The following is a 12,883-nucleotide window of genomic DNA, read 5'->3' on the forward strand; positions in this document are numbered from 1 at the left end:
GGGCATGGCAAAGGCCCCCGACCATACGTACTGGTCGGGGGCCTCTCGCCTGCGGTGGGTGTGGGATTTGAACCCACGGTGACATCGCTGCCACGACGGTTTTCAAGACCGTTCCCTTAGGCCGCTCGGGCAACCCACCCGTGCCCCGACTCACCTGCTGCGGAGCGGCTACAGCCTACCGGGCCGCGGCGCGGGGCGTGGGCCGTGGCCCGGGCCGGGTGGTCCGGGCGGTGCACCGGCGGCTTCGGCGAAGGACCGGCGACCGCGTGCGGGCACGCGGTCGCCGGTCCTCGGGGAGGTGCGGGGGCCGGGGAGACGTCAGTTGCTGTCGCCCTTGCGTTCGCCGAGTGTCAGCTCCGCCGTCTGCTCCTTGCCGTCGCGCTCGTAGGTCAGCTTCACCTTGTCGCCGGGCTTGTGGGTCCAGATCTCGCTGATGAGGGTCGGACCGCTGTCGATCTCCTTGCCGTCGAAGCCCGTGATCACGTCTCCGGACTTCAGGCCTGCCCGGCCCGCCGGGCTGTCCGGCGGGACCGCCTCGGTGCCGCCGGTGCCCTCGGAGGCGATCTTCGCGCCGCCGCCCTGGCCCGACATGTCGACCGTGGCGCCGATGACGGGGTAGACCGGGGTGCCGGTCTTGATCAGCTGTTCGGCGACGGTCTTCGCCTGGTTGATCGGGATGGCGAAGCCCAGGCCGATGGAGCCCGCCTGGGACTGCCCCATGCCGCTTCCCGCGGACTGGATGGCGGAGTTGATGCCGATCACCGCGCCGCCCGAGTCGAGCAGCGGGCCACCGGAGTTGCCGGGGTTGATGGAGGCGTCCGTCTGCAGCGCGCTCATGTAAGAGTTCTTGCCGCTGGAGCCGTCACCGGAGGCCACCGGGCGGTTCTTGGCGCTGATGATCCCCGTGGTGACGGTGTTGGAGAGGCCGAACGGCGCGCCGATCGCGATCGTGGAGTCGCCGACCGCGACCTTCTCCGAGTCGCCGAGCGGCAGCGGCGCGAGCCCGCCGGGGGCGTCCTTGAGCTTGAGGACGGCGACGTCGTAGCCCTGCGCGCGGCCAACGACCTCGGCGTCGTAGGTCTTGCCGTCGGAGAAGGTCGCCGACAGGGTGCCGCCCTCGGCGGCCGACTCCACCACGTGGTTGTTGGTGAGGATGTGGCCCTCGCGGTCGTAGACGAAGCCGGTGCCGGTGCCTCCTTCACCGCCCTCCCCGCTGCCGTCGAGTCCGCCGGCTCCCGACTTGGCCTCGATGGTCACGACGCCCGGCAGCGCCTTGCCGGCGACCGCCGCCACGGTGCCCGGCTCCCGCTTGAGGTCCTGCGGCGCGGCCGCGGAGACCGTCGTCGAGCCGGTGCCGTCGTTGCGTTCCGCGGCCCAGTAGCCGATGCCGCCGCCGACACCGCCGGCGACGAGCGCCGCCACGAGGACCGCGGCGACCAGCCCGCCGGAGCGGCGCCGCGGTCCTCCGCCCGCGGGTGCGGGCGGGGTGCCGTGGTCGCCCCAGACGGGGCCGCCGCCGTGCGTGCCGCCGCCGTGCGTCGCGCCGCCCGCGTAGGAGGGGAGGGCGGGCGGGGGCGGCGGCCAGGAGGCGCCGGGGTTCTGCGGGGCGGCCGGGTGCCCGGCATAGGGGTCCTGGGCTCCTGCCGGACCGGCGGGCGGGGTGCTCCCGTGAGCGGGGTCCGCGGCGCCGGGCCCCGGGGAGGGGGTGTGCGCGGCGGCGCTGTCGGGGGAACCCGCGGGCGGCACGGGGGCCGGGCTCTCGGGAGCGGTGTCCGGCCGAGGCGGTACGGACGGGGCGGCAGGAACCGCGTTGCCCTCGTTCTCGGTGCTCACAGCTCTGTCTCCTCAGGTTCCACAGGTCCACTTCGGGTACGGGGACGGGTCGGCGTGACTCCGGGCGTTCGCTGCGCGAGTGTCCGCGGTCAGCTTTTCCCACCGCACGTCAGGCCACTGTAAGCAGGACCTGTGTGTATTCCGGCAATCCTTTACTTACGACAAATGGGGCGCATCTTCTGAGCCCCCGGACGGCCCGGACACCGTGCTCCGCCGCCCTCTCCCCCGTCTGCCCCGTCACGGTGACACCATGACGCGGGTGACCCCAGCACCAGCGCACCGCATTCAGGTCGTGGCCCACCGAGGATCGTCGGAGGACGCCCCCGAACACACCCTGGCCGCCTACCGCAAGGCCATCGAGGACGGGGCCGACGCGCTGGAGTGCGACGTCAGGCTCACCGCGGACGGCCATCTGGTCTGTGTCCACGACCGCCGGGTCAACCGTACGTCCAACGGCAGAGGGGCGGTCTCCGCGCTGGAGCTCGCGGACCTCGCGGCACTCGACTTCGGGTCGTGGAAGGACGCGGCCGAGAGCCCGGACTGGAAGGACCCGTCGCTCACCTCGGTCCTCACCCTGGAGCGCCTGCTGGAGCTGGTCGCCGACGCCGGCCGCCGGGTGGAGCTCGCCGTCGAGACCAAGCACCCCACCCGGTGGGCCGGACAGGTGGAGGAGAGGCTGCTGGCCCTGCTGGGCCGCTTCGGGCTGGCTGCTCCGGCCTCCCCCGAGGAGTCGCCGGTGCGCATCATGAGCTTCTCGGCGCGTTCGCTGCACCGGGTCGCGGAGGCCGCCCCGCGGATCCCGACCGTGTACCTGACGCAGTTCGCGACCCCGCGGGTGCGGGAGGGCAGGCTCCCCGCCGGCGTGCGGGCGGCCGGCCCCGGGATCCGGATCGTACGCAGCCATCCCGGCATCGTGGCCCGGCTGCACGAGGCGGGCCACCAGGTGCATGTGTGGACCGTCGACGAGCCGGCGGACGTCGAGCTGTGCATGCGGCTGGGCGTCGAGGCGATCATCACCAACCGCCCCGGCCAGGTCCTGTCCCAGCTGGGACGCCGGTAACTCCGTCACCCTGTGTCACAGGGCGTGCCCCGGCGCACTCGCTGAGTAGTCACGTGTGTCGAGTGCGTCACTGCCGCATGGTTGGCCGGTTTCCGGTCCAGTCCAGAAGGGCATTCACACCGTGGCGTGGGGCGAAGGAGGTCTCGGGGGTGGCGTTTGTGGTGGCACAGGAAGTGCCCGCGTCGAGCATGGCCGTACCCCATGGCCCTGCGGGCGTGGGTGAGGCACGGCACAGGATGCGTGCGCAGCTGAGGGACGGCGGTGTGTCCGAGGCGGTGGTCGACGACGCGGTTCTGATCCTCTCGGAGCTGCTGAGCAACGCGTACCGCCACGGCAGGCCGCTGGGTCTGTCCGATGTGGGCGAGGGGGATGTCCGGGCGGCCTGGCGGGTCGACGGCTCCGGGCGGCTGACGGTCGAGGTGACGGACGGCGGCGGGCCGACCCGTCCGGTTCCGGCCACGCCGTCGGTGACCGCACGCGGCGGCCGCGGGCTGAACATCATCTCCGCCCTCGCCCAGGACTGGGGCGTGCGCGACGAGGTGGCCGGCGAGGTCACCGTCTGGGCGCTCGTCTCCGAGGGGCACCGGCGGGAGGACTTCGCGACCAGGGTCGGCGGCCCGTCCTTCGACTTCGGCGACGCCTTCGGCGAACTGGACTGACCCGCGGCGCCCGACGGCCCGCCGGCCGACGGCGGCCGCCCCGGCTCCCGAAGGCGGACAGCCCGACGACCCGCGGCCCGACGGAGGACGACCGCGGCCCGGCACCGCGCGGCGAACGGCGGGGACGGCTCCGCGCCCGCGACCCGCACCACGACCCGGCGGCCCCGGTCCGCGGCTCCCGGTCCGCCTCCCCCTCCGTGCCGCGGCTCCCCGTGCCGCGGCTCCCCGTGCGCGGTCCGCGGCACCGCCGGATGTCACCCGGTTCCGCGAGTGCGGGGGCCGTTGCTCCACGCGGGCCGCGCCGTACGGCTAGGCTCGCGCCCGACACAGCACCGCCGCGATCGGGAGAAAGCCTCACCATGGCCAAGAAGCGCCCCCAGACGAAGGCGACGAAGCCTCAGACCAGGACCGGGGCAGGCGCCGCAGGCGCGAACGAGCCCGTGCCGGTGGTGGGTGCCCGCGAGCCCTGCCCCTGCGGCTCGGGCCGCCGCTACAAGGCGTGTCACGGCCGTGCCGCCGCACACGCCGTGACCGAGCTGGTCCAGCGCCCGTTCGAGGGGCTCACGGGCGAGTCCGACTGGGTCGCCCTGCGCGAGCTGGTCCCCGCGGCGACGGTCGGCCTGACGCTGAAGGGCGGGCTCCCCGAGGGCGTTCCGTCGGTGACGCTGGCGACCGTGCTGCCGATGGCGTGGCCCGCGCTGCGCCGCGACGACGGGTCCGTCCTGCTGGGCCTCCAGAACGACACCCCCTCCGGCGACCTCAGCCGCGACCTGGCCACCACCCTGCGCAGGGCGCTCGCCGCCGAGCCGGGCACCCCGGTGACGCCGGGCGGCACGGACGCCGCGGACGGCGAGCCCGTGCGGCTCCAGGACCTGCTCGACGCCGACGCGCCCTTCGAGCCGGTCGTCCACCCGGGCTTCGAGTTCTGGGTGCCGGACGCCGAGGAGCAGGCGTCGCCGGAGGTCGCCGCCTCCCTGGAGCGCGCCAACGCGGCCGCCATCCCGACCGTCAGGCTCACGGGCGTCGACGCCGCCTACTGGTGCGAGACGCCGGAGAAGAACCACCTGCGCTGGGTCATGCCGCACGCCGAGGAGCGCCTGCTCGACGCCCTGGCCCGGCTGCACGCCGCGGGCTCGTCCTCGCTCGGCGAGGGGACCCGTCTCGTCGGCTCGTTCCGTGCGCACGGCCTGATGGTCCCGGTGTGGGACCTGCCCACGGGCATGGGCGCCGAGGAGTGCGAGAAGCCCGCCGCCGAGTTCGCCGAGCGGCTCGCCGGCGCACTCGCCGACGACTCCCCGCTGAGCCCGGAGGAGCGGCGGGCGCGGGGCGGGCTCACCAACCGCCAAGTCACCCTCAGCTGAGAGTGACGAATGCCGCTCGGTATCGGGTGACTCCAGTCACAACTCGCTCTACCGGCCGGTAAATCCCTGTCCGAATAACAGAGATCGAATTTGCGAACCGCAGATCTCTTGTTACCGTTCTAGAAGCCCGGTCGCTGGTGCATCCCCCGTCGCCAGCGATCGGGCGCTTCCATTTCCCGGCCCCGCCCTCCACCTCAACGCCCCTCAGCGGCAACGGAGTTGCTGCCGGCCCGGAGCAGCAGCGGTCCGTGCCCCCCGTCCCCGTCGGCGGCGAACTCGGCAACGGCCGCGTAGGCGGACGGTTCGCCCAGGGAAAGCGCCCGCGGTGTTTCGCACAGGCCCGGCTCATCGCCCTCATGAGGCAAGCAGTTTGCCTGCCAGGCACGTCCGCCGGGGGCCATCAGAGACAGTACGGCGGTCAATTCCACGGAAGTGGGATTGCGGTAATAGGTACGCGCCCAGGTTTCGCCGGCTTCGGCCATGACGCAGGTCTGCGCCTCCACACCGGCGGGGGAGGCGAGTTCCGGCCCACATCGCTCGATCGGGCGTGCTGGGAAGGGAGCGCCGCCTCCTGTACCATCCGCGGCCGCCCCGGCCCGTCCGTGCGCCCGCGCCGCGTCCGGCCCCTCGCCCGGGAGACCCGCGGCGGGCCGTCCGGCGACGGATCGGGCCGCGCCTTCCGCGCCGGACCGCGCGGCGCCCCCGGCGGGCGGCACAGCGTCGGTGGACGGCACGGCGGCCGCGGTCCGGCCTCCGGGGGTGCGGGGGGCGTCCGCCGCCCCCGCGAAAGCGGCGAGCGGGAGCAGCACGGCGGCGGCCGTGACGGCCGCCGGCCCGAGCACACGGAGTTTCATGGGCGACCTGCCGACTGCGGTGAAGGGCACGGTGGTTGCCCGAACATAGCCGCCGCCCCGCGGCCGCCGGCGGTCAGCGCGCCCGTTTCCCCGGCACGCGCCCCGCCTCCCACCCGTACGAGTGACCGGGCCGCCCGGCGGGGCCGTGCCGTACGCGCGGGGCGGACGCTCCAGGCCGCGCAGGACGATGGAGCCGGTGAGCGGCCGTGCCGTACGCGCGGGGCGGACGCCGTCAGTAGGTCAGCCGGCTGCCCTCGCCGGGCTCCGGGGGGTGCAGTCCGCCGCGCGGCGCGGACGCCGCGCTCGCCTCGACCAGGGCGTCGACGACCGCCTCCACGTCCGGCAGCCAGGGTGTCGCGGAACCGGCCAGCGGGGCCCGCTCCCAGCGCACCTGCCCGCCGCCGGTGTCCGACGGGGGCAGCACGAGATAGCCGCCTTCGCCGTGGAAGCGCAGCGAACTGGGCACGCTGTCCTTCACGAAGAGCAGTTCGCCGAGCTGTTCGAGGCCGTACGGGGCGACCAGCAACGACCACCGGGTGGGGGTCGCGACGACGGGACCGAGCCGCATGCCCCGCTCGTCCAGCACCGCGAGTGCGCGGGCGGCGGCCACCGCGGGCAGGCTCACGGCGCAGGGCGCGCGGCCGCCGGTGGCCAGCACAACCGGCGCGCCGGGGCGGTTCGCCCACCACCAGCGGATCATCCGCTCGTCGGTGGTGGCCGCGAGCAGGCCCGGGTCGAAGGGGTGTGCGCCGGGAACGACGCACTCCGGGTCCGGGCAGGCGCAGTCCCGCCCGTCGTTCCCGCCGGGCCCGGACGGGGAGTTGCCTCCCGTCCTGCGCCCGACACCGGGCAGTACGGGCCAGCCCCATGCGACGGCCGCGGTGAGCGCGGTGTCCAGCTGGCCAGGGCCCTTCCGCCGGTACCGAAGCCTGCGTCGCCTTCCGAGGATCTCGCGCATGAGCGCTCGTTCCTTTCCGTTGAACGCCGGGGTCCACATCACAACACGTGCAGACGAGTTCACTGTGCGTAAAAATGCGTACGGGTCGGCGCGTCACACCGCCCCTGCCAGTGGCACGGGCGTCCCCCACGGTGCCGGCGACGGAATTCGCCGCCCGGGGGCCGAACGTCGGCTGTGGTCCATTAAACGCGTGGCGCGGGGTGGCGCGGGCCTGGCGCTTGCCGTCCCGCGAAACTTTCCCCGCCACTTCGAGGATGGGGGGCGCGGCCTTCGAGCGTAGGACGCCCGGACCCGCCGCCAGGTTCCGGGGCACATCAACTGCCCCTGACCATCACCGTCTACGTACACGTACCCAGCACGCTTGCAATGACGCTGTCCCCGGGGCGCGAACCCCTGGGTCCCCCTGCCGAACGCCCTCATCCGACCGCAGGCCTCTCTCATCGGGTGCTTTTTTCAGCCAAGTTAACGACCTTCTGACACCACTCATCCCACCGGGACAATGCTGGACATCACCTCACGTCTGCGTGTAGATGTGGATGCATGGGTAGCGGCGCAGATGGACATGGGGGTTTGCGATGCTATTGAGCGAAACGCGTCGGCCGGAAGGCCGGCTGCCATGAGCGCCCCGCAACTGCCGAAAGTGGCCGGAATCGATCCCACATTTCCGGCCCCCGCGCACACTTCCGCCGCCGCGCACCCGATGCCGGACGTGTCTCCCCCGCCGGGCGCGGTCATCCAGGACCGGCTCGCCGGCTGGGTGTCCGACCTCACCACGCTCCACGAACTCACCGAGCGCCTGGCCGCGACCGGCACGCTCGACGCCGCACTCGACGAACTCCTGGACGCAGGAGCGGCACTCGTCGGCGCACGGCGCGGCATGGTGGTGCTGGAACCCCCGCGCGATCCGGCGCACGACAGCGTGCACGCCGGCGCCCCGGGAACCGCGCCCGCTCCGCGCGCCAGGGGCCTCGGCCTCGCCCGCGCCGACCTCGGCCACATCGAGACCGTCCCCCGCGACGTCACCGACCTCGGCGCGATGCTGCGCGACCGCCACCCCGGCAGCCCCGCTCCCGCGCCCGTCGCCCGCCCCGACCTCCTCGCCGGCGACCTCCACCCGCTCCACCGCGAGGTCGCCGTCCGCCTCGGCTTCGCCGCCACCTACACCTGCCCGCTGGCCCGCGACGGTTCCGGCACGCTCGGCGCCGCGGTCTGGATGTACGACGAACCGGCCGAACCGGTCGAACGGCAGACCCACCTCGTCGGCCTCTACATGCGCTACGCCACCGAGCACCTGGCGCGGCTGCTGGAACTGGAGCACGCCCGCGCCACCGTGGCGACCGTCGCCGGCGAACTGCTCCCCCCGCGGCTGCCCCGCGTCCCCGGCGTCGGCCTCGCCGTCCGCCACCGCACCGGCGAGCGGGGCGGCGGCGACTTCTACGACGCGCTGCCGCTGCCGGAGGGCGCGCTGGGCCTCGCCGTCGGCTCGGTGAGCGGATCGGGTCCGAGCGCGCTCGCCGCGATGGGCCGCTTCCGCGCGTCCCTGCGCGCCTACGCGGTGATGGAGGGAGAGGACCCGGTCGCGGTCCTGTCCGACCTGGAGCTGCTGCTGCGGCTGACCGAGCCCGCCCGCACGGCGACCGCGCTCTTCGCGTACGCCGAGCCGGCCGCGCGCAGGATCGTGCTCGCGGGGGCGGGGCACACTCCGCCGCTGGTGATCGGCGAGCGGCGGACCGAGTTCGCCGAGACGTCGCTGTCGGCCCCGCTGGGCATGCTCTCCTGCTGGGAGGCGCCGAGCGCGGAGCTGACCGTCGAACCGGGAGAAACGGTGCTGCTCTACACCGACGGGCTCCTGCGGCGCACCGGGGAGGCCATGGACCGGGCGTTCGCGAAGCTGCACTCGGCAGCCGCGGGAGTGCCGCGGTCCGCGCGCAGCGACCCGTCGGCCGTCGCCGGCCATGTGCTGCGCACGATGCTGCCCGACGGCCTGGACCGGACGGACGGAGCCGAGGACGTGGTCCTGCTCGCCGCCCGCTTTGACTGATTCCTCACAATCTCCCCGTCCGCCCGGGGCCGTCTTCCGCTCGCACATACGATGGAGTCACCCCTCCTGTGAGCAGACACGCACACGGGAGGGTCCCGATACGTATCGAGCGGCCGAAAGGCCCAGGAGGCAGACGTGGCGGAGGAGCTCACCCCGGAGACCCCGGAAGAGGAGCAGCCGATCAAGCAGCGCAAGAACGGCCTGTACCCGGGCGTGTCCGACGAGCTGGCCGAGAACATGACCACGGGGTGGGCCGACACCGAGCTGCACGGTCTCGAACCGCTCCCGCAGGCCGCGCACACGGCGGCCCGCCGTGCCGCGCTGTCGGCGCGCTTTCCCGGCGAGCGCCTGGTGATCCCCGCGGGCAACCTGAAGACCCGCTCCAACGACACCGACTACAGCTTCCGCGCCTCCACCGAGTACGCGTACCTGACCGGCGACCAGACCGAGGACGGCGTGCTCGTCCTGGAGCCGAAGGCCGGCGGCCACGAGGCCACCGTCCACCTGCTGCCGCGCTCGAACCGCGAGAACGGCGAGTTCTGGCTCTCGGGCCAGGGCGAGCTGTGGGTCGGCCGCCGCCACTCGCTGGCCGAGGCCGAGCAGATCCTCGGCGTCCCCGCCCGCGACGTGCGCGAGCTCGCCGACACGCTGCGCGAGGCGGCCGGCCCGGTCCGCGTGGTGCGCGGCCACGACGCCGGCGTCGAGACGGCCCTGACCGACAAGGTCACCGCGGAGCGCGACGAAGAGCTGCGGGTGTACCTCTCCGAGGCGCGCGCCGTGAAGGACGAGTTCGAGATCGGCGAGCTCCAGAAGGCGTGCGACTCGACCGCCCGCGGTTTCGAGGACGTCGTCAAGGTCCTCGACAAGGCCCAGGCCACCAGCGAGCGCTACATCGAGGGCACGTTCTTCCTGCGCGCCCGCGTCGAGGGCAACGACGTCGGCTACGGCTCCATCTGCGCCGCCGGCCCGCACGCCACCACCCTCCACTGGGTGCGCAACGACGGCCCGGTCCGCTCCGGCGACCTGCTGCTGCTCGACGCCGGCGTGGAGACCACCACCCTCTACACCGCCGACGTCACCCGCACCCTGCCGATCAGCGGCCGCTACACCGAGATCCAGCGCAAGGTCTACGACGCGGTGTACGACGCCCAGGAGGCCGGCATCGCCGCGGTGAAGCCGGGTGGCAAGTACCGCGACTTCCACGACGCCGCGCAGCGGGTGCTCGCCGAGCGGCTGGTCGAGTGGGGCCTCGTCGAGGGCCCGGTGGAGCGGGTCCTCGAACTGGGCCTCCAGCGTCGCTGGACGCTCCACGGCACCGGCCACATGCTCGGCATGGACGTCCACGACTGCGCCGCCGCCCGCACCGAGGCGTACGTCGACGGGACGCTGGAGCCCGGTATGTGCCTGACCGTCGAGCCCGGTCTCTACTTCCAGGCCGACGACCTCACGGTGCCCGAGGAGTACCGCGGCATCGGCGTCCGCATCGAGGACGACATCCTCGTCACCGAGGACGGCAACCGGAACCTCAGCGACTCGCTGCCGCGCCGGGCGGACGAGGTCGAGGCGTGGATGGCCGCGCTGAAGGGCTGACCCGCCTGCCCGCAGGGACGTGACGCGCGAGGGCGCACCGCTCAGGAGAGACCGAGCAGTGCGCCCTCGCGCCATTTGAGGATCTTGTCGAAGCTGACCACCGCGCCCAGCCCCGGCCTGCTGCGCACATGGACGTGGTCGGCGAGCTGCTCGATCAGACACAGCCCCCGGCCGCTCTCCGCCGTCGCCGGCGCCTCGCCGCCGGGGCCCTCGCGGTACGGGACGGGACGGCGGTCGAACCCGGGCCCCGAGTCGGCGACCTCGATACGGCACTTCTCCCCGTCCAGGTACGCCGTCACCCGGTACTCGGCCGCCGGGTCGCCGTCCGCCGGACCGGGACCCCCGCCGTGCTCCACGGCGTTGGCGCACGCCTCGGTGAGCGCGACCGACAGGTCGTAGGAGATGTCCGGGTCGACGCCGGCCGTCTCCATGGCGCCGAGCAGCAGCCGGCGGGCCAGTGGAACGCTCGCGGCGTCGCGCCGCAGACGGAGTGACCACCAGATGCTCATGCTCCAGCCTCCTGGCCCCCCGCTCGACATACCGATACGTATTGCCCGTCACCCCCACCGGTAAGCCCCCGGTCCCCGAGACGGCCCTCGTTCGGCGGATGCGCGGCCGCGTCGGGCGGTGTATGAACCGGGGCCGGCGGGGGCCGCCCGCGCCGGGGCGGGGACGTGCCGCGCCGAGCCGGACACCGGGGCCGCGCCGGGGAGTTGCCGGGGCGGGAAACGGGGCCGCGCCGGGGAGTTGCCGGAGGTCGCGGGCGGCGGTCCGGGGGCGGGCGAGGGCCGCGAGACGGGCCCGGTGGCCCCGGCGGTCCGGGGGCGGCGGTCGGCAAACGGGACCTTCCGGACCTGCCGTACGGGGGCCGGGACGGCAGTGGGATGATGAGCCCGCCATGTCGTCCCCACGCAGCGCACACGCCGGAGCCGGTCTGCGGCTCCTGAGGGCCGCGGTGTTCACCGCGGTCTGCGTCGTGCTGTCCGCGACGGGGCACGTGCTGGCCGCCTGCGAGGCCGTTCCGCTGTGGTCGCTCGGACTCGGGTGCGCCGTGGTGTTCGCCCTGGTCGTGCCGTTCACGGGGCGGCAGCGCTCGCTGCCCGCCATCGCCGCGGTGCTGGCCGGCGGACAGCTCGCGCTGCACGCCCTGTTCGGTCTGGCGCAGACCAGGCTCCGGCTCGCCGAGAGCGCGGACGACGCGCTGATCCGGCTGGCCGCGAAGCTGGTGTGCGGGGCGGGCCCCGCGTCCATCGGCGCGGCCGACGCCCGGCGCATCGTGACGACCGCCGGCATCGACCCGGCGGCCGCGGTGCACGGCGCCCACGCCCACACGGCGGCGGGCCCGGACCTCCCCTCGCTCGCCATGGTGCTCGGGCACCTGGCGGCCGCCGCCGCGACCGGGCTGCTGATGCGGCGCGGCGACACGGCACTGGTGCGGCTGACTCAGCTGTCCGTCGGCCCGGCCCACGGGGTCGCCGACGGCGCCCGGCTGGGCGCCCTGCGCGCGGCCCTCGCCCTGGTGCGGGCGCTGCGGGCGGGTCTGCCGGACGCACCCGCGGCCACCTCCCGCCGCCCGGCGGCGCCGGACGGGCCTCCCTCACCGGGAGCGGGTGAGGCACTCGCGCACACGGTGATCAGGCGCGGGCCGCCGTCCGTATACGTCATCGCTGCCTGACGCGGCTCGCTCGACGGGAGCGGAGCCGCTGTGCCCCCGCGCGTCCGCGGACGGGCACGCCTTCGCCTCTCCTCACCGTGGAGTGTGTTTCCGCATGAACGTCTCCCGCCTCACCGCCGCCGCCGCCGTCGCCGCCGCCTCCGTCGTGGCCCTCTCCGGCACCGCGTTCGCCCACGTCAGCGTCCAGCCGCAGGGCGAGGCCGCCAAGGGCGGCTACGCCACCGTCAACTTCAAGGTCCCGAACGAGCGGGACAACGCCTCCACCGTGAAGCTGGAGGTGTCCATGCCGACCGGGCACCCGCTGGCGTCCGTGATGCCGCAGGACGTCCCCGGCTGGAAGGCCGAGGTCACCCGGTCCAAGCTCGACAAGCCGCTCGAGGTCCACGGCAAGCAGATCACCGAGGCCGTCACCAAGGTGACCTGGACCGCCGACGGCTCGAAGATCGCGCCCGGCCGCTTCCAGCAGTTCCCCGTCTCCCTCGGCCAGCTGCCCGAGGACGCGGACCAGCTGGTCTTCAAGGCCCTCCAGACGTACGACAACGACGAGGTCGTGCGCTGGATCGAGGAGCCCGTGGAGGGCGGCGAGGAGCCCGAGTCCCCCGCACCCGTGCTCCAGCTCTCCGCCGCCTCCGGCGACCACCACGGCGGCGGGGCCGCCGACACCGCCGCCGACGACAAGAACGCCGGCCACGACGACGGGGACGCGCACACCGAGGCCGCCGCCTCGTCCGACAGCAGCGACACCACCGCCCGGGTCCTCGGCGGCGTCGGCATCGCCGTCGGCGCCGCGGGCGTGGCGTTCGGCGTCATGGCCGGCCGCCGCCGCGCCTGATCACCACCCGACAGACACGT

Annotated in this window: 11 protein-coding genes and 1 tRNA gene; 7 read left to right on the plus strand and 5 right to left on the minus strand. The window is 74.2% G+C overall.

Features of this window, described 5'->3' with window-relative positions:
• Nucleotides 1–52: 52 nt before the first annotated feature.
• Together IAG43_RS15340 and IAG43_RS15345 are read right to left on the minus strand one after the other, a co-directional pair.
• Nucleotides 53–139: transfer RNA gene (locus IAG43_RS15340), tRNA-Ser, on the minus strand.
• Between the two features lie 179 nt (nt 140–318).
• Nucleotides 319–1,833 carry a S1C family serine protease gene (locus tag IAG43_RS15345; RefSeq protein WP_187741283.1) on the minus strand — a complete coding sequence of 505 codons (1,515 nt, stop codon included), beginning with the start codon at nt 1,831–1,833 and terminating at the stop codon, nt 319–321.
• Nucleotides 1,834–2,083: 250 nt separating this feature from the next.
• Here IAG43_RS15345 and IAG43_RS15350 point away from each other — a divergent pair, with 250 nt between their 5' ends.
• The 3 genes from IAG43_RS15350 (at nt 2,084) to IAG43_RS15360 (ending at nt 4,913) form a co-directional block, all read left to right on the plus strand.
• Nucleotides 2,084–2,893, plus strand: a complete 810-nt coding sequence (locus tag IAG43_RS15350) for a glycerophosphodiester phosphodiesterase (protein ID WP_187741284.1) — start codon at nt 2,084–2,086, stop codon at nt 2,891–2,893.
• Between the two features lie 77 nt (nt 2,894–2,970).
• The gene (locus tag IAG43_RS15355) at nt 2,971–3,552 is read left to right on the plus strand and encodes an ATP-binding protein (RefSeq protein ID WP_187741285.1); all 582 of its coding nucleotides are present in this window, start codon (nt 2,971–2,973) and stop codon (nt 3,550–3,552) included.
• A gap of 359 nt (nt 3,553–3,911) precedes the next feature.
• Nucleotides 3,912–4,913, plus strand: a complete 1,002-nt coding sequence (locus IAG43_RS15360; protein ID WP_187741286.1) for a DUF5926 family protein — start codon at nt 3,912–3,914, stop codon at nt 4,911–4,913.
• A gap of 194 nt (nt 4,914–5,107) precedes the next feature.
• Here IAG43_RS15360 and IAG43_RS34500 read toward each other — a convergent pair whose 3' ends face one another.
• Together IAG43_RS34500 and IAG43_RS15370 are read right to left on the minus strand one after the other, a co-directional pair.
• Nucleotides 5,108–5,395 carry a hypothetical protein gene (locus tag IAG43_RS34500; protein WP_246574362.1) on the minus strand — a complete coding sequence of 96 codons (288 nt, stop codon included), beginning with the start codon at nt 5,393–5,395 and terminating at the stop codon, nt 5,108–5,110.
• A 604-nt stretch (nt 5,396–5,999) separates the two neighbouring features.
• Nucleotides 6,000–6,725 carry a bifunctional DNA primase/polymerase gene (locus tag IAG43_RS15370; RefSeq protein ID WP_187741288.1) on the minus strand — a complete coding sequence of 242 codons (726 nt, stop codon included), beginning with the start codon at nt 6,723–6,725 and terminating at the stop codon, nt 6,000–6,002.
• Nucleotides 6,726–7,224: 499 nt separating this feature from the next.
• Between IAG43_RS15370 and IAG43_RS15375 the strand changes: the two genes are divergently transcribed.
• Nucleotides 7,225–8,766, plus strand: coding sequence for a PP2C family protein-serine/threonine phosphatase (locus tag IAG43_RS15375; protein WP_187741289.1), 1,542 nt, complete (start codon nt 7,225–7,227; stop codon nt 8,764–8,766).
• A 135-nt stretch (nt 8,767–8,901) separates the two neighbouring features.
• Nucleotides 8,902–10,356 (plus strand): aminopeptidase P family protein, encoded by a 1,455-nt coding sequence (locus IAG43_RS15380; RefSeq protein WP_187741290.1) that lies wholly within the window; start codon nt 8,902–8,904, stop codon nt 10,354–10,356.
• 41 nt (nt 10,357–10,397) lie between these two features.
• On the opposite strand, the gene IAG43_RS15385 is transcribed toward IAG43_RS15380, so the two are convergent.
• The gene (locus tag IAG43_RS15385) at nt 10,398–10,865 is read right to left on the minus strand and encodes an ATP-binding protein (protein ID WP_187741291.1); all 468 of its coding nucleotides are present in this window, start codon (nt 10,863–10,865) and stop codon (nt 10,398–10,400) included.
• 389 nt (nt 10,866–11,254) lie between these two features.
• On the opposite strand from IAG43_RS15385, the gene IAG43_RS15390 reads away from it, so the two are divergent.
• Entirely contained in the window at nt 11,255–12,031 is a 777-nt protein-coding gene (locus tag IAG43_RS15390; RefSeq protein WP_187741292.1) for a hypothetical protein, read from the plus strand.
• Between the two features lie 94 nt (nt 12,032–12,125).
• On the plus strand, nt 12,126–12,863 hold the full coding sequence (locus IAG43_RS15395) for a YcnI family copper-binding membrane protein (RefSeq protein WP_187741293.1): 738 nt from the start codon (nt 12,126–12,128) through the stop codon (nt 12,861–12,863).
• The last annotated feature ends 20 nt before the right edge of the window (nt 12,864–12,883 follow it).

Source organism: Streptomyces genisteinicus, from assembly GCF_014489615.1.
GTDB lineage: Bacteria > Actinomycetota > Actinomycetes > Streptomycetales > Streptomycetaceae > Streptomyces > Streptomyces genisteinicus.